Raw genomic sequence first — 26,410 nt, 5'->3', positions numbered from 1 at the left:
TTCACCCTGGTTAGCCGCATGTTAAAGAGATTGCGCGTGTTGCACGTGCTCATTCACTCTTAACAAGGACTGCGCTATGACCAATCCGTTACTCCAATCATTTACGCTTCCCCCTTTTTCTGCCATCAAGCCTGAACACGTTGTGCCTGCGGTCACCGCTGCGCTGGATGAGTGTCGCCAGATGGTTGAAAAAGTGGTGGCGCAGGGCGCTCCTTATACCTGGGATAATCTGGTTCAGCCGCTGGCTGAAGTCGACGATCGCCTGGGACGTATTTTCTCGCCGGTAAGTCACCTTAACTCGGTAAAAAACAGCCCGGAACTGCGCGAAGTCTACGAACAAACGCTGCCGCTGCTGTCAGAATATGGTACCTGGGTGGGTCAGCACGAAGGGCTGTACCAGGCGTATCGCAATCTGAAAGAGGGCGAGCATTACGCGGCGCTGAGCCTGGCGCAGAAAAAAGCGGTGGATAATGCCCTGCGCGATTTTGAACTGTCAGGCATCGGCCTGTCGAAAGAGAAGCAGAAACGTTATGGCGAAATCGCCGCGCGCCTCTCTGAACTGGGTTCGACCTACAGCAACAACGTGCTGGATGCGACCATGGGCTGGAGCAAGCTGATTACCGACGTCAGTGAACTCTCCGGCATGCCGGAAAGCGCGCTGGATGCGGCGAAGGCGCAGGCCGAAGCGAAAGAGCAACAGGGCTGGCTGCTGACGCTGGATATTCCCAGCTATCTGCCAGTAATGACCTATTGTGACAACCAGGCGTTGCGTGAAGAGATGTACCGCGCTTATGCGACGCGCGCCTCGGATCAAGGACCCAATGCCGGTAAGTGGGATAACAGTGAAGTGATGGCGGAAGAGCTGGCGCTGCGTCATGAGCTGGCACAGCTGCTGGGCTTTGACTCTTATGCCGACAAATCGCTGGCGACCAAAATGGCGGAAAATCCGGCGCAGGTAACCGATTTTCTGACCGACCTGGCAAAACGCGCCCGTCCACAGGCGGAGAAAGAGCTGGCTCAGCTGCAGGCCTTTGCGCAAAAAGAGCACGGCATCAGTGAGCTGCAGCCGTGGGATCTGACCTATTACGGCGAAAAGCAGAAACAGCATCTCTACACCATCAGTGATGAGCAGCTGCGACCTTACTTCCCGGAAGCGCGCGCGGTAAACGGCCTGTTTGAAGTGGTGAAACGCATTTATGGCATCACCGCGAAAGAGCGCAAAGATGTCGATGTTTATCATCCTGACGTGCGTTTCTTCGACCTGTTTGATGAGAGCGGCGAGCTGCGCGGCAGCTTCTATCTCGATCTCTATGCCCGTGAAAACAAACGCGGTGGCGCGTGGATGGATGACTGCGTTGGCATGATGCGCCTGGCTGACGGCTCGCTGCAAAAGCCGGTCGCCTACTTAACCTGTAACTTCAATCGTCCGCTGAACGGCAAACCGGCGCTGTTCACCCACGATGAAGTCACCACGCTGTTCCATGAGTTTGGTCATGGCCTACATCATATGCTGACCGGCATCGACACGCCGGGCGTCTCTGGCATCAGCGGTGTGCCGTGGGATGCGGTTGAGCTGCCAAGCCAGTTCATGGAGAACTGGTGCTGGGAGCCAGAAGCGCTGGCCTTTATCTCTGGTCATTACGAAACCGGCGAGCCATTACCACAGGCGCTGCTCGACAAAATGCTGGCGGCGAAAAACTACCAGGCGGCGCTGTTTATCCTGCGTCAGCTGGAGTTCGGCCTGTTTGATTTCCGCCTGCATGCCGAGTTCGATCCGGCAAAAGGCGCGCAGATTCTGGAGATGCTGAAAGCGATCAAGAAGCTGGTGGCCGTGGTACCGAGCCCGGAATGGGGCCGTTTCCCACACGCGTTCAGCCACATCTTTGCCGGTGGTTACGCGGCGGGTTACTACAGTTATCTCTGGGCCGACGTGCTGGCGGCAGATGCTTACTCCCGCTTCCGCGAAGAGGGCATTTTCAACCGCGAAACCGGTCAGTCGTTCCTCGATAACATCCTGACGCGCGGCGGTTCCGAAGAGCCAATGGAGCTGTTCAAACGCTTCCGTGGTCGCGAGCCGCAGCTCGATGCGATGCTGGATCATTACGGTATCGAAGGATAACGCTTCGGGTGAAAATCTGTTTGATAGATGAATCGGGCGCCGGAGACGGCGCCTTATCTGTTTTAGCGAGCCGCTGGCAGCTGGAGCACGATGAGAACGCCATGATGGCGCTGGTGATGACGCCTGAGCGGCTGGAACTGCGCAAACGCGATGAGCCAAAGCTTGGCGGCATCTATGTCGACTTTGTTTCTGGCGCGATGGCGCACCGGCGGCGCTTTGGCGGCGGACGTGGCGAAGCGGTCGCAAAAGCGGTCGGCATCAAAGGTAACTATTTGCCCGACGTAGTTGACGCCACTGCGGGCCTGGGCCGCGACGCCTTTGTGCTGGCGGCGCTGGGTTGCCGGGTGCGCATGCTGGAGCGGCATCCGGTGGTGGCCGCTTTGCTGGACGACGGGCTGTCGCGCGGGTATCGCGATGCTGAGATTGGTGGCTGGCTGCGCGATCGGCTGACGCTGCTGCACGCTTCAAGCCTGGCGGCGCTGGCAACGTTGCAGCCTAAACCAGACGTAGTCTATCTCGATCCGATGTATCCACACCGGCAGAAAAGCGCGATGGTGAAGAAAGAGATGCGTGTTTTTCAGACGCTGGTTGGCGCTGATGATGACGCCGATGGTCTGCTGGAACCCGCACGTCGGCTGGCGAAAAAACGCATCGTGGTGAAGCGGCCTGACTATGCGCCGCCGCTGGCGGGCATCGCCACGCAGTCAGCGGTGGAGACCAAAAGCCACCGTTTTGATATCTATCCGCCACTGGTGGAAAACCCATAAAAAAAGGCGCTCACTGAGCGCCTTTTTGCTGGCGGAAACGGCGAGCCTTACTCGTTGTCGTCGTCTTCATCGCTCAGCGGCACAATCAGCATGTCGATATGGACGGTGTTGATCAGCTGGCGTGCTGAGGACATCAGCTTGCTCCAGAAATCCTGATGATGGCCGCAGACCACCAAATCGATATCGTACTTTTTGATCGCTTCAACCAGCACCTGGCCGAGATCGCCGCTGCCGCTCAGCGTTTCGCTGAGTGGATATCCGGCGCTCTGCGACAGTTCGGTTAGCGCATTGTGCGTCTCTTCAGAGATGCGCTTTTGCATGTCACCGAGGTTGACGTCAATCAGCCCGGTATAGAGGTCGGAATAGTTCACATCCACATGAATCAGTGACACTTTGGCATCGTAAGGGCGTGCCAGTGAGACCGCTTTATCGACCAGCAGCTTACTTTCCGGGGAAAGATCGACCGCAATCAGGATATGTTTATAAGCCATGATACAACTCCTTCCGTTAGAGGCGCGATTAGGTTAGCAGGTAAGTTTGCTCCATCACCATCATCTGTTTTCCATGACGAACCAGCAGGTTGAGCCGCCGGGATCGGCCTGGTGCGCAGCGGCGCCCTTCACCTGCGCCTTAATTATGACCTCCAGTATAGCGCCAAATGTTAACGGATGCTGAGCGAAGCAGCGCTGAATGCGATATCGATCGTCCGCTATTCGCTAACTTTTTGCGGCCAGTCAGAATCATTGCTGGAAAGTTTTTCTTTTAATCTCCTAAACTAGTAACAGGATCGATTTACCGGCTCGGATAGCTGCTTTCTCAGCATTCACTTTATTGTTCTGACAGGAAAGGCGTCAGTCGCCTTTTGCGTTCCCGCGAGTCGAGTTGGGAGGAAACAGATGATCAGCACCATCGCGCTTTTCTGGGCTTTATGTGTAATTTGCTTAATTAACATGGCACGTTATTTCTCCTCTCTGCGCGCGCTCTTATTCGTGCTGCGCGGGTGCGATCCTTTGCTGTATCAATATGTTGATGGCGGCGGATTTTTCACCTCTCATGGGCAGCCGAGTAAGCAGGTACGGCTGGTGCGCTATATCTGGGCGCAGCGTTACCGCGATCATCATGATGAAGAGTTTATTCGTCGCTGTGAGCGGGTACGGCGGCAGTTCTTGCTAACCAGCGCGCTATGCGGCCTGGTATTTGTCAGCCTGATTGGTCTGGCGATTTGGCATTAAGCGGATGCTGGGAAAGAGGCAGGGCGAAGCGGGGAGAAACAGGGTTTCCCTCACCCGATAAGTGAGGGAAACGCCCGGCGCGATTAAATCAGTTTGAGTGCAATCCAGTAAAGTGAACCGGACAGCACGATACAAACCGGCAGGGTGAAGATCCATGCCATCGCGATATTCTTAATAGTACGGCTCTGCAAGCCACCGCCATCAACCAGCATGGTTCCCGCCACCGAAGAGGAGAGAATGTGCGTGGTTGAAACTGGCATACCGGTATAACTGGCAACGCCAATCGACAGCGCGGCAGTTACCTGAGCCGACATGCCCTGTGCATAGGTCATGCCTTTCTTACCGATTTTTTCACCGATGGTGGTCGCCACACGACGCCAGCCAATCATGGTGCCGGTGCCTAATGCCAGCGCAACCGCCACGATAATCCAGATCGGCGCATATTCGATGCTGCTCAACAAATCGCTTTTCAGCTTATTGAGGAAGCGGCGATCGTCAGGGCTGGTTTCCGGCAGCTTAGCGGCTTTGTCCGCCGTATCAGAGATGCACAGCAGCAAACGACGCATCTGGCTGCGCTGATCAACCGTCAGCTGATCGTAGCTTTGCAGATTGGTCAGCAGGCCTTGCGCACGTTGCACCGCAACCAGCGCGCGGGCGCTGTCACAATGAAACTCCTGTGGACCCGACGGAATTTCTTCCGGCGTCGGCACCGCAGGCGGCGCCATCTCAATGATGTGCGTCAGTGCCTTATCGTGCTGCTGATAATATTGCTGCAGGTGGTTAACCGCATCGCGGGTACGCGTAATGTCGTAGCCAGAAGCGTTCATGTTAACCACGAAGCCCGCAGGCGCAACGCCAATCAACACCAGCATAATCAGGCCAATACCTTTCTGACCATCGTTAGCGCCGTGCGAATAGCTGACGCCAATGGCCGAAACGATCAGCGCGATACGGGTCCAGAACGGCGGCTTTTTCTTACCATCGATCTTTTCACGTTCAGCTGGCGTCATATGGATACGCGAACGTTTTTTGGTATTGCTCCAGTAGCGGCGCAGCAGGAAAATCAGGCCGCCAGCGATGATCAGGCCAACAATCGGCGAGAGAATCAGCGAAGCAAAGATATTGATAACTTTAGGGATATTCAGCGCATCTACCACGGAGGTGCCGGTCATCAACGCATTCGTCAGGCCGATGCCGATAATGGCGCCGATTAACGTATGCGAACTTGATGCAGGCAAACCGAGATACCAGGTACCGAGGTTCCAGATGATAGCGGCCAACAGCATGGAGAACACCATCGCCAGGCCATGCGCCGAACCGACATTCAATAGCAAATCGGTGGGCAACATATGCACAATGGCATACGCCACGCTCAAGCCACCCAACAGTACGCCAAAGAAATTGAAGACACCCGCCATGACGACGGCCAGCTGTGCACGCATTGCTCGCGTATAGATCACAGTCGCCACCGCGTTAGCGGTATCATGGAAGCCGTTGATTGCCTCATAAAACAATACAAACAGCAGAGCAAGAACCAGTAACAGGCCGGTAGTGTAATCGAGACCAGCAAACAGATGTAGCATAAATGTTACGCCATTTTGGAGGACATGAACGCGGCGCATTATCAGCGACAAAGCGCGTGATGGGAAAGGAAAATATAGACTTTTTTTGACATCGCCGTGCAACAAAGGCCAGCTGTTCATTAAAAAAGTGAATACTATTAGCCTGTTACATTATGACACATTTATGCAATTCTGATGACGCTGGCACATCATGTGCCATCTCTCTACAATCAGCGCCTTTCGTAAAAAACGGGCCGGGAGCCATCGTGGAACAGTTTGACGTTATTATCATTGGCGCAGGCGCCGCTGGGTTGTTTTGCGCCGCCCAGGCGGGGCAGCGGGGCCTGAACGTGCTGCTGGTGGATAACGGGAAAAAACCAGGGCGTAAAATTCTGATGTCCGGCGGTGGCCGCTGCAATTTTACCAACATGTATATCGAGCCCGCGGCCTATCTCTCGCACAATCCGCATTTCTGTAAATCGGCGCTGGCACGCTATACCCAATGGGATTTTATCGAGCTGGTCGCAAAACACGGCATCGCCTACCACGAGAAAACCCTGGGTCAGCTGTTTTGCGACGATTCTGCACAGCAGATGGTGGATCTGCTGGTTAAGGAGTGTGAGCAGGGCCGGGTAACGCTGCGCCTGCGCACCGAGGTGGGTGCCATTACGCGCGATGATCAGGGCTACAGGCTGAGCCTTAATGGTACAGAAGTTAGCGCTCGCAAACTTGTGGTGGCGAGCGGTGGCTTATCAATGCCGGGCCTTGGCGCGTCGCCGCTGGGCTATAAAATTGCCGAGCAGTTTGGCCTCTCTGTGTTCCCAACGCGCGCCGGGCTGGTGCCATTTACGCTGCATAAGCCGCTGCTCGATCAGCTACAAAATCTCTCTGGCGTGGCGCTGCCTGCCACCGTGGAGGCAGAAGATGGCACGTTGTTTAAAGAAGCGCTGCTGTTTACCCATCGCGGCCTTTCCGGTCCAGCGATTCTGCAGATTTCCAGTTACTGGCTGCCCGGCGAGCAGCTGGCCATCAACTTATCACCGACCACCGAACTGGGCGCGTTTCTCACCGTCCAGCGCGAGGCGCATCCCAATCTCAGCCTGAAAAACAGCCTGGCGAAGGTGTTGCCGAAACGGCTGGTGGAAGTGCTGCAAACCCTGGCGATCGTGCCCGATGTAACACTAAAGCAGCTGAATGCTAAACAGCAGAGTGAGTTAGTACATACTCTCCATAACTGGCGCGTACAGCCTAACGGCACGGAAGGCTATCGTACCGCTGAAGTGACGCTCGGCGGCATCGACACCACGCAGCTCTCTTCTAAAACCATGGAGGCGCGGCAGGTGCCGGGGCTCTATTTTATTGGCGAAGTGGTGGATGTCACCGGCTGGCTCGGCGGCTATAACTTCCAGTGGGCATGGAGCTCGGCCTGGGCCTGTGCGCAGGCGCTGAGAGGTTGTGCCAGGCTAAAGGTGGCATAACGGCTGGCTTATCGCGGCGCCGTTAAAACGATCCATGACGGAGAAACGGGTGAAAAAGAGCGAGCTTCCGGTGAAAACCTGCGTTGTGTGTGGGCTGCCGTTCACCTGGCGTAAGAAATGGGAACGATGCTGGGACGAGGTGCGCTACTGCTCGGAGCGCTGTCGTCGTCATAAGCATCAAAATTAAGCTTTTCTGTTGCTGCGTCGCCCTGCGTTGTGACGCCCTCTGTCCCAATACTGGTATGCCCGCCTGTTGACAGTTAAAGTTGCAGCTGTGGCAGGCGTCGTAAAGCACTTACGTCCATCACGGATGTGAACCGAACAGCCCTCAGGGAGGCGATATGGCTGGAAACAGCATTAAAAAAGCACCGATTGTGATTACCCGCGCGTTTGCGGCTTTCTTTTCCTCACCCATGGCCGGCGGTATTGTGCTGATCCTCGCCTCCGCCGCGGCGATTATCATTGCCAACTCTGCCTGGGGCGAAAGTTATAAGGCGTTGCTGGCGTGGAAAACCGCAGGGCTTTCCGTTGAGCACTGGATCAACGACGCGCTGATGGCGATATTCTTCCTGCTGGTCGGGCTGGATATCAAACGTGAACTGCTTATGGGCCAGCTGGCGAGCTGGAGCCAGCGTGCGCTGCCCGGCTTTGCGGCGGCAGGCGGCATGGCGGTACCGGCGCTGTTCTTTTATGCGTTTAACAGCGGCAATCCGGAAACGCTCTCAGGCTGGGCGATTCCCACCGCCACCGATATTGCTTTTGCGCTGGGCGTGCTGGCGCTGCTGGGCGATCGCGTTCCGCTGTCGCTGAAAATCTTTCTCTCCGCGCTGGCCATCCTGGATGACATGGGTGCGGTGATTATTATCGCGCTGTTTTATACCAGTGATATCGCTCTGACCATGCTGGCCGGTGCCGCTGCGATGGTTGTGCTGCTGGCGATCATGAACCGCATGGGCGTGAAGCGCCTGCTGCCTTATCTGGTAGTTGGCGTGGTGCTGTGGTTCTTTATGTTGCAGTCGGGCGTGCACGCTACCATCGCGGGCATTCTGCTGGCGCTGTTTATCCCGTTAAAAGGTGGTGAAGATGAAACCTCGCCGCTGGAAAAACTGGAGCATGCGCTGGGGCCGTGGGTCACCTTTATCGTGCTGCCGCTGTTTGGTTTTGCCAACGCGGGCGTGGCGCTGGGCGGCATGACGCTGGATGATTTAACCGCACCGGTGCCTGTTGGCGTGGCGCTGGGACTGTTTTTTGGCAAGCAGATCGGTGTGTTTGGTCTGTCATTACTGGCTATTGTCACCGGCCTGGCGAAAAAGCCGGACAACAGCAGCTGGCTGCAGCTCTACGGCGTGGCCGTGCTGTGCGGTATTGGGTTTACCATGAGCCTGTTTATCGGCAACCTGGCATTTGCGCATGCGCCACTGCTGGTGGATGAGGTGAAAATTGGCGTGCTGGCGGGATCAATCGCCGCGGCAATTTTCGGTATGTTGATCCTGCGCTTCGCCCACGCGCGTCGCAGCTGAGTTCATTCAACCCCGATCAAACCCGCCTCGTGCGGGTTTTTCTTTTGGGGCGTGGAAAGCGTGCCGCAATCCGTGCCGAATTATTCGCCATCTTTATACAGCGCAATAAATAGCGTTTATACTTTGCCCGGCAGTCTGGCGATGTTAACGTTTCTCATTGGCTCGGTCTGACCTTACCCTATTAGCATCCGGGATTAACTATGCTTGTGCTGTGGAACACCTTGATCGTCCTTTCAACCGTTGCTGCTATGGAACTGATAGCCGCCTTTTCACACAGGTACATCATGCACGGCTGGGGCTGGAACTGGCACCACTCGCACCATGAACCGCGCACCGGCTGGTTTGAACTCAACGATATGTATGCGGTGCTGTTTGCCGGGCTGGCCATTGCGCTGATCGCCGCCGGAACGGCAGGCTACTGGCCGCTGCAGTGGATTGGTGCTGGCATGACGCTGTACGGCCTGCTCTATTTTATCGTCCACGACGGACTGGTGCATCAGCGCTGGCCGTTTCGCTACGTGCCGCGCCGTGGCTACCTTAAGCGTCTGTATATGGCGCACCGCTTACATCATGCGGTGCGTGGCAAGGAAGATTGCGTGTCGTTTGGTTTTCTCTATGCGCCGCCGGTTGAGAAACTGCAGGCGACGCTGCGCCAGCGCCATGGGCGTCGGCGTGCACGAGCCGGTGCTAGCGCGGGCGCTGCCAGAGACCCGCAGGACGCGGCGTCGGTGAACGCACGCGAGAAGCAACCGCCATCCCCGCACCGCTGATCAGCAGGCCCAGCTTCTCCATTTTGCTGGTGCCCTGCCGCCGTTGCCAGGCATCGCTGCCTGCGCGCTGCACTTTGATACCAATTTCACGATAAACCCCGCGCGCGGTGGCGATGGCCCAGGCGCAGCGCAGCGGCAGGCCCGGTAATCCGGCACGCGCCGAATCGTAATAGGGCTCTGCGGCGTTAATCAATCGCGTTGCCAGCCGCGCCAGTGCCGGACGGTTCGCCTCGTCTGCCAGGGTGGCGGGCGTTAATCCCTCTTCGGCCAGCCAGTCAGCCGGTAAATAACAGCGGCCAGCCTGGGCATCCTCAACGATGTCGCGGGCAATATTGGTCAACTGAAACGCCAGGCCCAAATCACATGCCCGATCCAACACCGCTTCATCGCGTACGCCCATCACCCGGGCCATCATGAGACCAACTACGCCTGCGACGTGATAGCAATAGCGCAGCGTGTCGTCGAAAGTGAGATAGGCCTCATCGCGCACGTCCATGGCATAGCCTTCAAGATGATCAAACGCCTGCTGCTGCGGAATGTCATGCGCCAGCACCACCTCCTGAAACGCGGCGAATGCCGGTTCATCCATCGGCGCGCCCGCGTAAGCCTGACGCGTCTGGCTTTGCAGTTTGGCCAGCCGCTGTTCAGCGTCGCTGATGCTCACCACCGGCGCGGCAAACCCTAATTCCTGACCGTCAATGACGTCATCACAGTGACGGCACCAGGCGTAAAGCATCAGAGCGCCGCGCCGCGTGCTGGCATCAAACAGCTTCGAAGCGGTGGCAAAACTTTTTGAGCCCGCCGCCATGGTTTGTGTCGCGTGATTCAGCAGCGGCTGATTCATTTTTGATCCTCTACCATCAGGCCTGCGGTGGCTTTCGCCGAGCCGATCACGCCAGGAATACCGGCGCCGGGATGGGTGCCAGCACCCACCAGATAGAGGTTGGGAATGCGGCTGTCACGGTTATGCGGGCGGAACCAGGCGCTCTGTGTCAGGATCGGCTCCACAGAGAATGCGGAACCCAGATGCGCACCCAGCTCATCGCGGAAATCAAACGGCGTAAACATGCGATGCGTCACCAGCTGATCGCGCAGGCCGGGCATATAGCGCTCTTCAAGGTATTCAAAAATGCGATCGCGCAGGCGTGGGCCTTCAACGTCCCAGTCGAGATCGGCGGTGCCCAGATGCGGCACCGGTGCCAGCACGTAATAGCTGGCGCAGCCTTCAGGTGCCAGCGACGGGTCGGTAACGCAGGGCGCATGCAGATAAAGCGAGAAATCGTCGGCTAACGCGTCGCTGTTGAAGATTTCATGAATCAGCGCCTGATAGCGTGCACCAAAGCACACCGTATGGTGTGCCAGCTGCGAATGGTGGTGATTCAGGCCAAAATAGAGCACAAACAACGAGTTGCTCATGCGTTTCTTCTTCAGGCTGGTGGCACGGCTGACGCCCACCGGATGATGGCCGAGTAACTTTTCATAGGTGTGCACCACGTCCGCATTGGACGCCACCGCCGAAGCGGGGAAATGGCGCCCGTCCGCCAGCGTGACCGCGCTGATCTTTTCACCTTCGGTTTCCAGCCGCTCTACCTTCGCATTGAGGATCAGCTCGCCGCCCAGATCCTCAAACAGTTTCACCATGCCCTGCACCAGCGCACCGGTGCCGCCGCGTGGGAACCAGACGCCCCATTCACGCTCCAGCGCATGGATCAGCGTATAGATTGAGGAGGTCGCAAAAGGGTTGCCGCCCACCAGCAACGAATGAAACGAAAATGCCTGGCGCAGGTGCTCATCTTCGATAAATTTAGATACCATGCTGTAGACGCTGCGCCACGCCTGCAAGCGTGCCAGCTGTGGCCCGGCGCGCATCATGTCGCGGAAAGAGAGGAACGGCACCGTGCCAAGCTTCAGGTAGCCTTCGCGGAACACCGCCTGAGAATAGGCGAGAAACTGCTGATAGCCTTCGACGTCGCGCGGATTAAACTGATGAATCTGTTCCTCAAGGCGCGGCTGGTCGTTGTCATAATTCAGCACCTTGCCATCTTCCCAGCACAGGCGATAAAAAGGTTTTACCGGCATCAGCTCAACGTAGTCGGCGAGATTTTTGCCTGCCAGGGTAAACAGCTCCTCGATGGCGCTGGGATCGGTAATCACCGTCGGGCCAGCATCAAAAATAAAGCCCTGATCTTCATAGACGTAAGCACGTCCGCCGGGCTTATCGCGCTGCTCGAGCAGCAGCGTGGGAATACCGGCGGCCTGCAGGCGAATAGCCAGGGCGAGGCCACCGAAACCGGCACCAATTACAATATTTTTTTTCATTAAAAGGCTCGCAGCCGGGGAGTTTGCTTAAGCACGGCGCGTAACGCTTCGCGCACCGGAACCGGTGGCTTACCGGTCAAAATCCGTGCCATATCGGTTAACGTTAGCTGACCCGCGTAAAAACGGGCAATCAGCCGATCGTTGAGTCCATAAAATCGTTGCATCACCTGCCAACGCTGCTCGGGCCGTCCGGCCAGAAACAGCATGCGGTTAAGCATGCGGAAGAAGCGTTGACGGCGCCATTGATCGCCAGCAACGCCGCGGATAAGCGTAAACAGCGCGGCGTGATCGACCGCGGACTGTGCGGCAATGGTATCGGCCAGCGTGGCGGCCAGCGGCAGAGAATAGCCGGTGGTAGCGTGGAACAGTCCGGCACGCAAACCGCTGCGTGGCTGGCCCTGCGCCTGCTGCCAGAAGGCGTCATGCTGACCCGCCAGGGTGATCGGCAGGCTGCCCTGTTCTTCACGCTGCAGGGTGCGCAGCTGCCAACCCTGGCTCAGCGCATAATCGGCGATGTTCTGTCGTGAGCGAGCTGCATCCAGCGTGGAGCGATCAATATAGTGTGTATCTTCAATCAGCAGGCTGTCTGGCGACAGCGGCAGGGTATAGACGAAGCGATAACCCTCCTGCTGATCTACCGTGGCATCCATCAATATTGGACGCACCAGACCGTGCGGCTGCGCCAGCTGCCATTCCTGGCCGACAAAGGCCTGCGAGCCAACGGCGAGGTGCGGTCCGGGCTGATAGCCACGGCCATCAATCACCGCACGAGCATGTAACGTTTCGCCACTGCGCAGCTGAACACAATCGGGTGCGACGGCAATCGCCTCGCTGTGGGTACGCAACCGATCGCCCAGCGCCGTGCTGATGACCTCGGCAAAGCGCTCGGAGGTAATACTCAGATAGCCGCCGGGCAGCGTACGATTCAGCGCCGGAAAGCGCACCTCATAGCCATCCCAGCGGTGTGCAACAAAAGGCGCAAGCCAGGCATGCTGAGCCTCGCTGAGATCCTGATGATGAAAGCTCCAGGTATGGTTGCCGCCCGGTGCTGAGCCCGCTTCCAGCAACAGCACGTCGAGCTGCGGCTGGCACTGTTTAAGCCGCCAGGCAATCAGGCCGTTGGCCAGGCCGCCGCCAACCAGAATCACATCCCATATCTTATTCATGATGCTGCCCGTTGTGGATGCTGGCCCAATGCCTGTTCAACAATCATCGCTGCTCGCTGTGCGCCGCCAGCCTGCTGCAACGCCGGTTGCAGGGCAGACAGCCGCTGTGCAAATACGGCATCGCTGAGCAGGCTTTGCAGGTGGCCCGCCAGCTTATCGGCGCTGGCAAAGCGCGAGACGCGACGGCCCAATCCGTGCCAGGCAACGCGCGCGGCAACGCCCGGCTGATCGAATGCGATGGGAATGGCCAAAATTGGCGTAGCGCTGGCAATGGCATCGACCACGGTATTCAATCCGCCGTGCGTGATTACCGCCTGCGCCTGCTGCAATACGCTGCGCTGATCGGCAAAATCGGTCACGAAGGTGGCACCGCTGTTTTTTAGTTGTTCACTTTGCGCCGCATCAAGGCCGCCACAATGGGCAATCAGTAGCTGCACGTCCAGCGAACGGCAGGCGCGCGCGATGGTAGAGAAGAGGCGAAAACGATGACCCTGCAAGGTGCCCAGCGAGGCAAAAACAAAGGGGCGCTGGTTGTCGATCGGCCACGGCAACGCCAGAGGCTGGCCGCTTTTTTCTGCGCGCAGCGGGCCAACAGCATGAAAATGATCCGGTAAAGCCTGCCGGGGAAAATCGAGTTCAGGCGGCGTCTGGCTGATCTGTGCCAGCGGTGACAGACACTCATGCAGCGCATGGCGCGGCGGTAAGTTGAAGGCCTGCGCATGCTGCGCGATAACCTTGCCGTGACGGCGCATCATCCAGTCATATACGCGGCTGCTTGATTCAAACAGCTTCAGCGCCCGTGGATTAGTGCCCCAGGCAAAAGGCATCACCGGCAGTGGCATGCCCGGCTCGCGATTGACCGGCAGCGCACAGGCCACCGAAACGAAAGGCAGGCCCAGCGCCTCAGCGACCAGACCCCCCGCGGCTTCCATCTGATCCACAATCAGCCCGTCTACCGCCAGCGTGCGCAAAGCAGCAGGCAAATCGCGACACAGCATATCGGTGGTGCGAGACATGTCGCTGATCAGGCGGAAAATTGACAGGCCAGAAGGGTTGGCCGCAAGGCGCAGGGTTTTATCCAGGCTGCCAGGCGGATGGCTAAGGTGACCAACCGGCATAAAGCCGATGGCCGCATCGCTGAGCAGGCCGCGCGCATCCTGTTGATGAACAAAGGTAATGCGATGACCGCGGGCAATCAGCGACTGCGCCAGTGCCTGCATCGCCTGATAATGGCTGTAAAGCGGTGGTGCGATAACAGCGTAATGGCTCATCCGACCGGCACCAGCGACGCCTGTTTAAGCGCGGCAAGGTTCTCGCTGCCGGTACAGAAGCAGGCCACGCGCAGCTGATCGATAACCACTTGAAAATGCTCGGTTACCGCGTCGGTGGAGGTGGTAGCGCTGCCGAGCACCGCTGCAGCCTGACCCACCAGATTGGCGCCCAGCCGGATCGCTTTTGCCGCATCAATGCCGTTGGCGATGCCGCCGGAAGCGATCAGTGGCATCTCAGGCAGACGGGCACGAATGGCGCACAGGGCGTCGGCGGTAGGAATGCCCCAGCCGGTAAAAGCCATAGCCACGGCGCGACGGCGCGCGCTGTCGGCTCGTTCACCCTCAACGGCCGCCCAGCTGGTGCCACCCGCGCCCGCGACGTCAAGCATGGTGACGCCCACTCCCGCCAGCCTTTCGGCCACCGCTACGGATAATCCGGCACCGACTTCTTTGATAATCACCGGCACCGGCAACGTCATAACTGCCTGCTCAATCGCCGTCAGCACGCCGCGCCAGTCGCGATCGCCACCGTTTTGCAACGCTTCCTGCAGAGGATTCAGGTGCACAATCAGCGCATCTGCATCGATCATGGCAACGGCTTGCCGCGCATAGCTTATGCCATGCGGGCCGAGCAGCTGAGCTGCGCCGAGGTTGGCCAGCAGCGGAATATCGGGCGCTATTGTTCGCAGCTCGCTGTCCAGCCCCCAGTTCATATCGCCTTCAATGGCTACACGCTGCGAGCCGACGCCCATCGCCAGGCCGAGCATTTGCGCCGCCTCAGCCAGATGACGGTTAATGTCACGCGCCCGGTTTGCGCCGCCGGTCATTGAGCTAATCAATATCGGTGCCTGCATCGCGCGTCCGCACAGCGACGTACTGAGATCGATGGCATCCAGATTCAGCTCCGGCAGGGCACAATGCTCGAAACGCCAGCGTTCAAACCCGGTTGTGGTCTGTTTCACAGCGCGATTGGGGTTAAGGACGATATCGAGGTGATCGTTTTTGCGTTGCAGCAGATCCGGGTCCTTCATTCATTCTCCGTTAGGTAAACCCTGTCGAACAAAAGGCTTTTTTGGTCAGTCGATGAGAGAAGAATCAACGAAATGATGCCAGTTGCTGATTAAACCAGGCATGCATAAATTGTCGCGTTGCCACGCCGTCACGGCAGGCATAGGCAAAATGTTCATCGGCATTGCGCAGGTGTTCGTGCAGACGTTGATGCACCGCTTCGGCGCCCAGCATCGCGACCAGCGTTGATTTGCCGTGGTCTTTGTTGAGATCTTTGCCCGTTCCGCTTTGGCAATCGGCCAGGTCGTCGAGCAGCTGAAACGCCTGGCCTAAATCCTCAGCGAAACAGCGCAACGTCTGACGTACCGTCAGCGGTGCCTCGGCCGCAATGGCGGCCATCTGTAAGGTCGCGCCAAACAGCACGCTGGTTTTGAGATCGTTAGCGGTAGCGATCGCTTCCGGGCTGCGCGCATTGCTGCCTTCGTTCAGATCCAGAAACTGACCCTGCACCAGGCCCTGCAGGCCGACGGCACCGGAAAGTTCAGCCACCGCCTGATTACGGCACTGGCTCGATAAGCCTTCTGCCGCGGCCACCACGCCAAACGCATGGCTGAGCAGCGCAACGGCGGCGAGGATAGCGACATTCTCGCCAAACTGGCGGTGAATGGTGGGCCGACCGCGACGCAGCAGGGCATCATCCATGCAGGGAATATCGTCGAGTATCAGTGAGGCGGCGTGAATCATCTCAATGGCGCAGGCGAGATCGAGCAGGCCCTGATGAGGCGTTTCGCAGCCTAAATCGCGTGCCGCCAGAATCAACAGCAAAGGGCGAATGCGCTTGCCCGGCGCCAGTGCGCCTTCGCGCATCGCGGCGCGCACCATATCGCGTTCGCCGCCGGCGGGCAGCAGTTCGTCGAGACGAACCTGTATCGCCTCGCGCAATGCCCGCAGTTCGCTTTCCTGGCTTAACAATTTTTCGGCATAGGCTGTCATGGTTGCTGTCCCGGGTTTGCCGTTAAGGCGTAATTAATTGACTATCACCGAAGCCAGTAGCTGCATTTGGTACCAAACCTCGCCCGTGTCGACAGGCTGACGTAATGCCTTAACCGCCAGGTTTGGCAGAAGAAACAAGGGATTGTTGTACTCGGGCAAGCCAAACTTCATCTTTGATAAGGTTAGATTATTATCAAAAATTTGCCTTTGCTGCCCGATGAAACGCGCTGAAATTTAGCTCTACTCGCGGTGCAACGCGGACGGTTTAGGTCCAGGGTTCATGTGGTAGCACAGGTTGCGGTGCTTAAGCAACCAGCTATGAGACCAGCTGATGCAGCAGCGCCGTGACTTCCTGCACCTGCTGTGGGCTCAACGCACCTTCCTGAGCAAACCGAACGGCGCCGGTTTTATCCAACACAAACACGGTTGAACCGCCAGGCTTTAATTGCCACGCGCGCTGACCTGCACCAAGGCTGTCGACCACAAACTGGGCCCACGGCGAGGTCTTCTTACTGCTTTCGATGCTGTTACGCACAAAAATGGCGCTGCCCGGAATGGCATCATCGGTGTTAATGATGGTGGTGGTTTGATAGCGATCGCGTGGCAGCTTCGCCGCAGAAATCGCCTCAATCACCGCGTTGTTCTCATCTTTCGCTGACATTCTGCCAGCCAGATAGAGCACCACGCGCACTTTTCCCGTCAGTTGAGCGCTATTCCAGCGTTGATAACTCAGCTTGCCCTGCTGCTCCAGCAGTTCACCCCGATCGGCAATGCCCATGGGCGCGACGCGCTCACCGACAACAAAATTGTGCGCTGACGCGAAAAAAGGCAGCAGCAACGTAGCAATAACCAGAGACCGAACAGAACGAACAGAAAAAAGCATGGTTAACTCCATTTAAGGCAGGCCGTCCGCGCCTGCGTAACAAACGCTGAGGCTGCGGCAAAAGGCGTGCTGGCTGCACGACGCGGCAGGCAGGCACACGGTAAACAATCCTGTTAGCGCTTATTGTAAAGGGCGGCGAAACGCATTCACGCTTTCATTGCTGCTCACGGTAATACGTTAAGCGCACCGGCGTCACCTGAAAATAAGCATATTCATTCGTTGCAGCGCGAAAATGAGGCCTGTCTCGAAAGGTTGAAAGAATCGGCAGGAAAACGGGGATAAAGGGGTGTTGCGGAAAAAACGGCGGGTATTATCCGCAGCAAGCAGAGAGAGCACCGGACGGCAAGCAGTGCGCATCAGCGTTCAGCGCCGATACAATGACGATGTCATCCAGATAAGGATGACATCGCTGAAGAGAGAGGCAGCGGATGAGTTTTACAGCCAGCCGGAGCGTTTCAGGCCGCGGTAAAGGCAGAAACAGGCCAGCAGGGTAAAGATGACCACCGCCGGATAGCCATACAGCAGATGCAGCTCCGGCATATGATCAAAGTTCATGCCGTACATGCTGAAGACCACGGTGGGCACCACTAAAATACCGCCCCAGCCGGAGATTTTTTTAACCACTTCGTTTTGCTGGACGGAGACCAGCGCGAGATTCACCTGCATGGCGCTGGTGAGAATTTCACGCATATCTTCCGCATCGGTGACCGCATGGCGCGCATGGTCCTGGACGTCACGCAGATAGGCACGCAGCGGTTTGGGCACCAGCTCTTCATGCAGCCGAATCAGCTGTTGGCAGATATCGTCGACCGGCTGCGCAGCATTGCGCAGCGCCAGCAAATGACGACGCAGCATATAGACGTTCTGCACCGCACTGCGATCGAACTCACTGCTGAACATGGTGGTTTCCATTTCATTGATGCGATCGCTGAGTGATGCGGTGACTTCAAGATAGTGATCGACGATAAAATCGATGATGCAGTACATGGCGTAAGCCGGTCCTTTTGCCATCATCGCCTGATTTTCTTCAGCGCGTTTGCGCACCGGCGCATAGGTTTCTGAAGCGCCGTGACGCACGGTAATCAGAAAGTTTTTACCGGCAAAAATATGCGTTTCGCCAAAATGAATCTCGTCGCGATCGTTTTTTTGCGCGGTCTTCAGCACAATAAAAACCGAGTCACCATATTGTTCAATTTTGGGCCGCTGGTGGGCGGTCAGCGCATCTTCAATCGCCAGATCGTGCAGCCCAAACTCCTGCTGAATTTTCTGCATAAAGGGCTCATCAGGCTCATACAATCCCAGCCAGACATAATTGTCCGGTTCATGGATCGCCTCGCTGATATCCTCGATTTTTATCTCTTCGCCCCGTTTTCCGGCGCGATAGACGACGCTGTTTACCACCATATTTTTGCTCACGATAAAGTTAATCTTTTGCCAGGGTTGTTACAGATAAGCTGGATAAAGGATAGGCCAGCGCAGGAAATGCAGCGAGAGCAATATTTTGGTAAGCATTTGATTAGTGTTAGTAAGTGTAACCATAACCGCAGGGCCAGCGAAGAAGCCTGCCTGAATGCCGGGCTGCGGTCGGGCAGACATTCCTGGGCATTCAGCATTCTGCTTCACATCTCTTCTTCAGGTGTGCAGCTGGTGGGCTGTCGAACCAGAAAAGCGCCATGATGACTCAATACCAGCAGGCGCGAGCGGGACAAAAAATATCATTATTGCAAACGCGGGTGGCAGGGCGTTTAACTGCGGTGAAAACGATAACGGCAGAGCCGAAGCTCTGCCGTCAGGTTATTCACCAGGCGAACTAAAGGTGTACCGCTAGACGCGCGCTGAAGGTTGCAGTTCCTCGCGGAAATGCTTCTCCAACTGCTCCAGGCTTTTGCCTTTGGTTTCCGGCGCACAGAGAATCACAAAAATCCCCCCGGCGATGCCCACAGCGGCAAAGGTCAGGAAGCAGGCCGGCAGGCCAAAGTGATCCAGCATGGTTGGGAACAGCAGGGCGATAGTGAAGTTGGTAATTTGCATCGCAAACACCGACAGCCCGGTTGCACGACCACGAATACTCAGCGGGAAAATTTCCGACAGCAGCAGCCAGGTGACCGGCGACAGCGCCGCCTGCTGGAAGCTCAGGAACACCAGCATGCCCGCCAGCACCAGCCAGCAGCGGATCATATTAGGGTCGCCGTTTACCGTCTCAGGCATCAGCAGCGTTATCAGACCAATCGCCACCAGCGTACAGGTACAGCCAATTTGCCCGACCAGCAGCAGCGGACGACGGCCAAAACGGCTGAGCAGCATAATGCCGACAAAGGTCATCAGCACGGAAATAACGCCGTTAGCGATAGTGGCAATCAGCGACGCATTGGTACCCATCCCGGCTGCCTGCAGCATGGTTGGCGCATAGAACATAATGGTGTTAACGCCAGAGAGCTGCTGGATCATGGCAATGCCGATGCCCAACGCCACCAGCCGTTTCATCCACACGGAAATGGTGCGATTACGCTGTGCACTCTTTTCCTGCTTTGGTTTCACCGCGCTGCGGATATTATTGAATTCACGCTCGACATAACGTGAGTCGCGGGTGCGTTTCAGCACGTCGCGTGCTTCTTTGAAACGGCCATGCATCGCATACCAGCGCGGCGTATCGGGTAAGAACAGCATGCCAACCCACAGCACCACGGCGGGCACACAGGCCACGCCCAGCATCCAGCGCCAGGTCTCTTCGCCACCCCAAATTTCATTGATCGTCGCGTTGCTGACGTAGGCGATCAGCTGACCAGAAACGATCATCATCTCCTGCAGCGTAACAAACTGCCAGCGGCGGTTGGCCGGAACGATTTCAGCGATATAGACCGGCACAATTGCCGCTGCGCCGCCCACCGCGAGACCGAGAATAAAGCGAAAGGTAATCATCAGTTCAACGTTGGGCGCCAGTGCGCAGCCAAGCGAGCCGGTTAAAAACACCACCGCCATGATCAAAATGATCTTACGGCGTCCCAGACGATCGGCCATGCGTCCGGCACTGATGGCGCCAAAAGCTGAACCGAGAATAAGAAAGCTGGTAACCATGCCGGTGGTGGCTGGCGTGAGATGCAAATCATGCTTCATGAACAGCAGCGCGCCAGCGATGACGCCGGTATCGTACCCAAACAGCAGTCCGCCTAAGGTGGCAACGACCGCAATCACTTTCACCAGCGGCTCGACAGACTGCGTCGCCGACGTCGGTTGAGAAGCTGGATTGTTGTTATTTATTTCAGACACTGCAATTCCTCTGATTTTCACGCACAACGCATGCAGCATACAATCTAGGCGATAACTGAGATGCCGCTCATATCTTTACAAAAATATTTTAGGCACTCACCGGACGTAATAAATGCTGATTGATCAAGGAATAAGCGTAACGGTTTATCGCTGAGCGATGACGGCGGGTGAATGGGCGACGATTTGATTGCGCCCGTTGCGCTTGGCGGTATAAAGCGCATGGTCTGCGTCATGCACCAGACTGTCAGCGCTGCTATCAGCGCTAAAGGTGGTAATGCCAATGCTCAGCGTGACGATCTTCTCCGGCAGTGTGGTGCTGACGTGTGGCAGCGCGGCGGCGCGCACGGTGTTAAGGATGCGCTGCGCCAGCGCCAGTGCGGCGGGCGCATCGGTGGCGGGCAGTACAAAAGCGAACTCTTCGCCGCCGTAACGGGCAACCACATCGCCATTGCGCTGCGCCAGCGATTTTAAGAGGTCGGCAACCCGGCGCAGGCAGGCATCACCTGCGACATGGCCGTGCGTATCGTTATAGCGCTTAAAGTAGTCGATATCGCACATGATCAATGACATCGGCACGCCGGTTGTCGCGGCACGTTCGATGCACTGCTCAAGGTAAATATCGAACTGTCGTCGGTTGGCCAGCCCGGTCAGGCTGTCAATCAGGGCGAGATCCTGCAGGCGATGGTTGGCATGGGTCAGCTCATCGCGTGCGCGCAGCAGCTCGGCCTGATTTTCCAGCATCAGCCGCAGCTGTCGCAGCAGCAGCAGGCCAAACAGCATCACCAGCATCAGCATTAACAGGTTCAGACAGATAATGCCCAGATTGGTGCGCAGCCAGGCTTTGCGCAGCGCATCGCGATCGATGCCTACCGCCGCAACCAGCGGATAGTGCGGCACCATGGCGTAACCAAAAATGCGGGTAATACCGTCGATCGGCGAGCGCCAGGTGCCGCTGCCGGTCGGGCTCACCTTAAGCAGTTTTTGATACAGAGGCGTGTGCGCCATACTGTGATTAGTCAGCCGATCGGCAAAAGGCCGCACGTACAACATGGTGGCGTCGCGATGGGTTAATCCCAGCACATCATGCTTGCCAATTTCAAAGTAATCATAATATTGGCGAAAATAATCGACTCGTAAGGTGCCGAGCGCCACGCCACGAAAATGCCCTTCGGCGTCATCCAGCCGCAGTGATACCGGAATCACCGGCTCGTTATTCGAACGGCTACGAATGACATGACCAATGTGAATCTGCTGATTATCATGGCGGCGATGCCAGCTGAAATAGTCGCGATCGCCGTTGCTGTAGGCAGGAAGCGGGCCGGGGGCTGAATTGGCTACTGAGATGCCATTGGCGTCAAACACAAACAGGCCGTTCAGCTGTGGCAACAGCGCCTTCTGCCGCGCCAGCAGCCCCTGAGTACCGGCGTAATGACCCGGTGAGGAAAAAATATCATCGGCGTTGCGGGCGATCTCCTGTAGCGTAATCTGCACCTGCAGAAATGTGTCCTGCGCCTGACGTGAAAGTGCCAGCGACTGATTTTTTACCAGACGCTCGTTCTCCTGCAGCTCATGCTGCCAGGATTGCCATAAGGCGCCACCACTGATCAGCACCACGCTGATGCTGACCAGCAGCAGAAAAAGTGGCATCGCCCGTTGCGGTGAGGCTAATTTTCCCGGTATCAGATCCTTCTCCCTCTCTCACCACAGCCTGGCCGATAGGCTAAGCATACTGTCAGTTGTCTTAATTGGCGAAAGCCAACAGCAATTACTGCGCGGCGTATCGCACTGTCGGTAAAGGTTAAAAAAGCGCGCAAACTGTATCCTGATATGTCTTGCCACAAAAATGTCATCTTCATCTTCTAGCGTGATGCGCACACTCCGTTCTTTTATGAGAATCCCCATGCGCCTGACGCTTTCGGTTATTGCCCTTAGTCTGTTCGCCAACACGCTGGCAGACGCCGCTGAACCCCAGTGGTCGCAGATTCACGCTACGGCGGTGAATACCACCGCCGATTTGAACCCCAACTTTGCCGCCCGCGAAGCGGTGATCCAGCAGCAGCTGATTGCGGCGCTGCGGGGCAACGCCAGCAGCCTGCAACGCAGTGAGCTTGAAACGGCCAGGCAGAGCAGCGTGCAGGCCGATACAGCCTGGCTGCAGTCCAGCGGCTATGACTTCCATAAAAAAGAGAATCAGCAGGCGGGCATTGCGCTGCTCAGCCAATTCAGCGCGCAACCGAAAGCGGTCATGACGGCCAATCTGGATACGGTAGAAAGCATCAATCTCCATGCTACCGGCGGCCAGCGGCACGGTGCATTGATAGATGCCGAAGGGCAGAACTTTCTCTATTTTCTGGCCGATGCAATGGGACCGGATCTCGGTAAGGCGTTTCTGACCGCCTATAACAAAGGCGAGCTGAGCAAGGCCGCGGCGCTGATTAAAGCCAGCGAGGTCAGTACCAGCGCGGCGAAAAAACACTTCAACTATCCGCGTCCTTTCTTAGTGGCGGGCAATAGCATTCACAACGTGCCGGATGACGCGGTGGTCAAAGATAATCAGCCTTATCGCGCCGATGGCGGCTCGTTTCCCAGCGGCCATACCAACACCGGTTACACCGATGCGCTGTTGATGGCGGAGATGCTTCCCGAACGCTTTGTGCCGCTGCTGGATCGCGGCGCGCGCTACGGCTATTCACGCATCGTGCTCGGCGTGCATTATCCCCTGGATGTGATCGGTTCGCGCATGGCGGCGGAACGCAACGTGGCACATTTTATGAATGATGCGGCATATCGGACGTTGTTTGAGCAGGCAAAGCAGGAGTTACGCGGGGCGCTGGAGAAAGAGTGCGGCATGTCACTGGCGGCGTGCGCTCGTACAACGGGCGATGCCGATCCCTATGCCGCGCCGCAGATGCGGCAGTTTTATCGCTTTACGATGACGTATGGCCTGCCACGTCAGCGGACGCAGCAGTCCAGCGTACAGGTCCCCGCGGGGGCAGAAGTGCTGCTGGAGGCGCCGTTACCGCAGTTAAATGCAGCACAGCGCCGTCAGTTGATGGTCAGCAGTGCGTTGGTGGCGGGCTATCCGCTGTCAGGCGATGCCGAACAGAGTTTCTGGCAGCGCCTGAACTTGCATGATGCGGTTGTCAGCGCCAGCAAGCGCTAACTTAGCCTTTACGGTTACGCCACACGGTTTGCGCGTTACAGAATTCACGCAGGCCGAAGTGGGACAGCTCGCGGCCATAACCGCTTTTCTTCACGCCACCAAAGGCAACGCGTGGATCGGAGGCGCTGATGCCGTTAATAAACACGCCGCCGCACTCCAGCTGCACCGTCATCGCTTCGGCCAATGCGGTATCGGCGGTATAGATCGTGGCGCTCAGGCCAAAATCGCTGTCGTTAGCCAGCGTTACTGCATGATCGGCATCCCGTGCGGCGATAATGCTGGCGACCGGACCAAACAGCTCTTCGCGGAAGGCGGTCATCTCAGGCGTCACGTTGGACAGCACGGTTGGCGCATAGTAGTTGCCGGCACCGGCAATTTTCTCACCGCCCATCAGCAATGTGGCACCTTCTGACAGCGTGGCCTGCACCTGCGCATCCAGCTCGTCGCGCAGATCGTAACGCGCCATTGGGCCGATGTAAGTCGCTTCATCAGTGGGATCACCGATTTTCATTTCGCGCGCCATCGCCACAAACTTCTCGGTGAAGGCGGGCAAAATCGCCTCTTCAACAATCAGCCGCTTCGCGGCAGCGCACACCTGGCCGCCATTCTGAAAGCGGCCCAATAGCGCTGCGCGCACCGCTTCATCAAGGTTGGCATCTTTCAGCACGATAAAGGCATCTGCGCCGCCCAGCTCCATCACCGATTTTTTCAGTGCGGCACCGGCCTGAGATGCAATCGCGGCGCCAGCGCGCACGCTGCCGGTCAGAGTGACGGCGGCAATCCGATCGTCTTTAATGGCGGCAGAAACGCCATCATTGGTGGCGTTGATCACGCTGAACACGCCCGCTGGTAAACCCGCTTCGGCCGCCGCCTGCAACAGCAGTTGAGTCGAGCCCGCCACGTTGGGGGCCGGTTTCAGCAGAAAGGTGTTGCCTGCCAACATGGCTGGCACCGCGCCACGCAATACCTGCCAGACCGGGAAGTTCCACGGCATCACTGCCAGAATGGTGCCCAGCGGACGATAAGCTATTTCAGCGTGACCATTGTCGACCTGCGTCGGTTCCACAGCCAGCATGGCTGGGCCTTCGCTGGCGTACCAGTCACAGAGCGCCGCTGATTTTTCCACTTCTGCCCGCGCCTGCGTCACTGGCTTGCCCATCTCTTGCGTGATGGCATCGGCTAACACATCGCGATACTGGCGCAGCACCTGCGCAAAGCGAACCAGATAGCTGGCACGATCGGCGATCGGCACGTTTTTCCACAGCGAAAACGCGCTGCTGCTTTGCGCCAATGCCGCTTCAAGCTCGCTGGCGCTGGCAAAAGGATAAACCGCCAGCGTCTCGCCGGTTGCGGGATTTAGGGTAGTGATTGAATTGTGCATGCGTGCCTCTCAGTGACGTTGCGTTGGGTAAACAATAGGCGATTGCACTCCTCAGTTAAATTGAATAATAATGAGAAAGTTTTTCTGATAACGAGAAAGGTATGCAGCTCTCCCAACTGGAAATGTTTCGTGCGGTTGCCGCCACCGGCAGTATCAGCGCGGCGGCAGAAGCCGTACATCGGGTGCCCTCAAACGTCACCACGCGTATTAAGCAGCTTGAAGCGGAGCTGGGCGTTGCGCTGTTTATCCGCGAAAATCAGCGGTTGCGGCTGTCGCCTGCGGGCCGTCATTTTCTCGATTACAACAACCGCATTCTGGACCTGGTGGACGAAGCCAGACTGGCGGTCAGCGGCGATCGGCCCGCCGGGCTGTTTGCGCTTGGTTCGCTGGAGAGCACCGCTGCGGTACGTATTCCGCCGCTGCTGGCGCGTTATCACCACCATTATCCGCAGGTAGAACTGGCATTAAGCACCGGGCCTTCGGGCGATATGCTGGATCGGGTGCTGGAGGGCAGCCTGGAAGCGGCATTTGTCGACGGCCCGATTTTGCATCCGGTACTGGAAGGCGTGCCGGTGTTTCGCGAAGAGATGGTGCTGGTGGCGACGCAGCAGCACCCGGCGATCGCCTGCGCAGAAGATGTTAACGGCGAAAACCTGTTTGCCTTCCGCGATAACTGTTCTTATCGACGCCATTTTGAAAGCTGGTTTCGCGACGGCAACGCCATGCCCGGAAAAATCTACCCGGTAGAGAGTTATCACGGCATGCTCGCCTGTGTTACCGCGGGCAGCGGCATAGCGCTGATGCCGCGTTCGATGCTGGAAAGCATGCCCGGCAGTGGCACCGTCAGCGCCTGGCCGCTGGCAGAAAATTACCGTTATCTCGATACCTGGCTGGTCTGGCGCCGGGGTCCTCGCTCAATCAATCTTAATGAGTTTATTGGGTTGTTGCCCGGAGGGGAGGGGGAAGCCTGTCAGGGCTAAGGCCAGCGGCCTTTTAAGGTCAAGGTCTTGAGGTCAAAGGCCATTTCGTCCAGGCTAAAGCCTGCCCGATCAGGGCCAGGTCAAGGGCCATTTCGTACAGGCTAAAGCCTGCCGGAGAAGGGCCAGGTCAAGGTCAAAGGCGATTTCGTTCTGCCTGAAGGCAGCCCGAGCAGGGCCGGCAGTCGCCCCGGCCCTGCACCCGCGCTATCCGGCAAACACAACCGCCCGCTGCGCGGGTGCCCTCGGCAAAAGCGTTTTCCTGACGGACCAGGCGCGATTCGGAGTATTCGCCTCATCCTGAGGCTCACCCCTTCGGGGCAGCGCAAGCGCTGTTCAAAAACGCTCCCGGCGTTTTTGTCCGGCTCAACGCGCCTTCTCGCCGCATCCCTGCGGCTCATCCTGGAAAACACTTTTTCCTCGGCGGTGGTGATGCCTCTAAAGGTCAAAACCCAGGTCAAAATCAAAAGATAAAGATGAAATTCTAAATAAAACCCAAAACCCAAAACCCAAAACCCAAAACCCAAAACCCAA

The 26,410-nt window shown here is 57.3% G+C and carries 23 protein-coding genes; 9 read left to right on the top strand and 14 right to left on the bottom strand.

The genetic code is table 11. The annotated features are described in order from the left end of the window. Window positions 1-76: 76 nt before the first annotated feature. Both prlC and rsmJ read left to right on the top strand, forming a co-directional pair. Complete coding sequence (gene prlC, locus ACJY2L_RS18710; protein WP_439214328.1) at window positions 77-2,119, top strand: oligopeptidase A; 2,043 nt, start codon at window positions 77-79, stop codon at window positions 2,117-2,119. 8 nt (window positions 2,120-2,127) lie between these two features. Next, window positions 2,128-2,886, top strand: a complete 759-nt coding sequence (rsmJ, locus tag ACJY2L_RS18705; protein ID WP_067426966.1) for a 16S rRNA (guanine(1516)-N(2))-methyltransferase RsmJ — start codon at window positions 2,128-2,130, stop codon at window positions 2,884-2,886. A 47-nt stretch (window positions 2,887-2,933) separates the two neighbouring features. Here rsmJ and uspA read toward each other — a convergent pair whose 3' ends face one another. Next, window positions 2,934-3,377, bottom strand: a complete 444-nt coding sequence (gene uspA, locus ACJY2L_RS18700) for a universal stress protein UspA (RefSeq protein WP_067426968.1) — start codon at window positions 3,375-3,377, stop codon at window positions 2,934-2,936. 405 nt (window positions 3,378-3,782) lie between these two features. Between uspA and uspB the strand changes: the two genes are divergently transcribed. Then, a complete protein-coding gene (gene uspB / locus ACJY2L_RS18695) occupies window positions 3,783-4,118 on the top strand; it encodes a universal stress protein UspB (protein ID WP_439214327.1) in 336 nt (111 codons plus the stop codon). An 83-nt stretch (window positions 4,119-4,201) separates the two neighbouring features. Here uspB and pitA read toward each other — a convergent pair whose 3' ends face one another. Then, a complete protein-coding gene (gene pitA, locus ACJY2L_RS18690) occupies window positions 4,202-5,701 on the bottom strand; it encodes an inorganic phosphate transporter PitA (RefSeq protein ID WP_439214326.1) in 1,500 nt (499 codons plus the stop codon). A gap of 245 nt (window positions 5,702-5,946) precedes the next feature. Here pitA and ACJY2L_RS18685 point away from each other — a divergent pair, with 245 nt between their 5' ends. The 4 genes from ACJY2L_RS18685 to ACJY2L_RS18670 all read left to right on the top strand — a co-directional run bounded on the left by ACJY2L_RS18685 (window position 5,947) and on the right by ACJY2L_RS18670 (window position 9,448). Further along, on the top strand, window positions 5,947-7,158 hold the full coding sequence (locus tag ACJY2L_RS18685) for an NAD(P)/FAD-dependent oxidoreductase (RefSeq protein WP_439214325.1): 1,212 nt from the start codon (window positions 5,947-5,949) through the stop codon (window positions 7,156-7,158). A 34-nt stretch (window positions 7,159-7,192) separates the two neighbouring features. Then, a complete protein-coding gene (locus ACJY2L_RS18680; RefSeq protein ID WP_439214324.1) occupies window positions 7,193-7,345 on the top strand; it encodes a DUF2256 domain-containing protein in 153 nt (50 codons plus the stop codon). Window positions 7,346-7,499: 154 nt separating this feature from the next. Continuing rightward, window positions 7,500-8,678: a Na+/H+ antiporter NhaA gene (gene nhaA / locus ACJY2L_RS18675; protein ID WP_439214323.1), complete on the top strand. Its 1,179-nt coding sequence runs from the start codon at window positions 7,500-7,502 to the stop codon at window positions 8,676-8,678. A gap of 200 nt (window positions 8,679-8,878) precedes the next feature. Beyond that, window positions 8,879-9,448: a sterol desaturase family protein gene (locus ACJY2L_RS18670; RefSeq protein WP_439214322.1), complete on the top strand. Its 570-nt coding sequence runs from the start codon at window positions 8,879-8,881 to the stop codon at window positions 9,446-9,448. Here ACJY2L_RS18670 and crtB read toward each other — a convergent pair. The 10 genes from crtB to ACJY2L_RS18620 all read right to left on the bottom strand — a co-directional run bounded on the left by crtB (window position 9,366) and on the right by ACJY2L_RS18620 (window position 22,002). Next, window positions 9,366-10,292 carry a 15-cis-phytoene synthase CrtB gene (gene crtB, locus ACJY2L_RS18665; RefSeq protein WP_439214321.1) on the bottom strand — a complete coding sequence of 309 codons (927 nt, stop codon included), beginning with the start codon at window positions 10,290-10,292 and terminating at the stop codon, window positions 9,366-9,368. The genes ACJY2L_RS18670 and crtB overlap by 83 nt on opposite strands. Next, complete coding sequence (locus tag ACJY2L_RS18660; protein WP_187488790.1) at window positions 10,289-11,767, bottom strand: phytoene desaturase; 1,479 nt, start codon at window positions 11,765-11,767, stop codon at window positions 10,289-10,291. The genes crtB and ACJY2L_RS18660 overlap by 4 nt, the downstream gene beginning before the upstream one ends. Continuing rightward, on the bottom strand, window positions 11,767-12,933 hold the full coding sequence (gene crtY, locus ACJY2L_RS18655) for a lycopene beta-cyclase CrtY (protein ID WP_439214320.1): 1,167 nt from the start codon (window positions 12,931-12,933) through the stop codon (window positions 11,767-11,769). The genes ACJY2L_RS18660 and crtY overlap by 1 nt, the downstream gene beginning before the upstream one ends. After that, window positions 12,930-14,204 (bottom strand): glycosyltransferase, encoded by a 1,275-nt coding sequence (locus tag ACJY2L_RS18650; RefSeq protein WP_439214319.1) that lies wholly within the window; start codon window positions 14,202-14,204, stop codon window positions 12,930-12,932. The genes crtY and ACJY2L_RS18650 overlap by 4 nt, the downstream gene beginning before the upstream one ends. Further along, entirely contained in the window at window positions 14,201-15,235 is a 1,035-nt protein-coding gene (gene fni, locus ACJY2L_RS18645; protein WP_439214318.1) for a type 2 isopentenyl-diphosphate Delta-isomerase, read from the bottom strand. The genes ACJY2L_RS18650 and fni overlap by 4 nt, the downstream gene beginning before the upstream one ends. 64 nt (window positions 15,236-15,299) lie before the next feature. Further along, the gene (locus ACJY2L_RS18640; RefSeq protein WP_439214317.1) at window positions 15,300-16,205 is read right to left on the bottom strand and encodes a polyprenyl synthetase family protein; all 906 of its coding nucleotides are present in this window, start codon (window positions 16,203-16,205) and stop codon (window positions 15,300-15,302) included. A gap of 316 nt (window positions 16,206-16,521) precedes the next feature. Then, entirely contained in the window at window positions 16,522-17,088 is a 567-nt protein-coding gene (locus ACJY2L_RS18635) for a YtfJ family protein (RefSeq protein WP_439214316.1), read from the bottom strand. 435 nt (window positions 17,089-17,523) lie between these two features. Then, entirely contained in the window at window positions 17,524-18,492 is a 969-nt protein-coding gene (gene corA / locus ACJY2L_RS18630) for a magnesium/cobalt transporter CorA (protein ID WP_067426999.1), read from the bottom strand. Between the two features lie 420 nt (window positions 18,493-18,912). Continuing rightward, window positions 18,913-20,355, bottom strand: a complete 1,443-nt coding sequence (locus ACJY2L_RS18625; RefSeq protein WP_439214315.1) for a sugar porter family MFS transporter — start codon at window positions 20,353-20,355, stop codon at window positions 18,913-18,915. A gap of 144 nt (window positions 20,356-20,499) precedes the next feature. Beyond that, complete coding sequence (locus tag ACJY2L_RS18620; RefSeq protein WP_439214314.1) at window positions 20,500-22,002, bottom strand: sensor domain-containing diguanylate cyclase; 1,503 nt, start codon at window positions 22,000-22,002, stop codon at window positions 20,500-20,502. Window positions 22,003-22,255: 253 nt separating this feature from the next. Here ACJY2L_RS18620 and ACJY2L_RS18615 point away from each other — a divergent pair, with 253 nt between their 5' ends. Continuing rightward, window positions 22,256-23,518, top strand: a complete 1,263-nt coding sequence (locus ACJY2L_RS18615; RefSeq protein WP_439214313.1) for an acid phosphatase — start codon at window positions 22,256-22,258, stop codon at window positions 23,516-23,518. Window position 23,519: 1 nt separating this feature from the next. On the opposite strand, the gene ACJY2L_RS18610 is transcribed toward ACJY2L_RS18615, so the two are convergent. Continuing rightward, on the bottom strand, window positions 23,520-24,899 hold the full coding sequence (locus ACJY2L_RS18610; protein ID WP_439214312.1) for an aldehyde dehydrogenase family protein: 1,380 nt from the start codon (window positions 24,897-24,899) through the stop codon (window positions 23,520-23,522). A gap of 101 nt (window positions 24,900-25,000) precedes the next feature. On the opposite strand from ACJY2L_RS18610, the gene ptrR reads away from it, so the two are divergent. Next, window positions 25,001-25,879 carry a putrescine utilization regulator PtrR gene (gene ptrR, locus ACJY2L_RS18605; protein ID WP_187487069.1) on the top strand — a complete coding sequence of 293 codons (879 nt, stop codon included), beginning with the start codon at window positions 25,001-25,003 and terminating at the stop codon, window positions 25,877-25,879. Window positions 25,880-25,980: 101 nt separating this feature from the next. Here ptrR and ACJY2L_RS18600 read toward each other — a convergent pair. After that, window positions 25,981-26,410: hypothetical protein (locus tag ACJY2L_RS18600; protein ID WP_439351303.1), on the bottom strand; the 430-nt coding region annotated here is incomplete at its 5' end.

It is taken from the genome of Duffyella sp. Ts4, from assembly GCF_051851875.1.
Taxonomy (GTDB): domain Bacteria; phylum Pseudomonadota; class Gammaproteobacteria; order Enterobacterales; family Enterobacteriaceae; genus Duffyella; species Duffyella gerundensis.
This window is presented reverse-complemented; position numbering and strand designations above follow the sequence as displayed.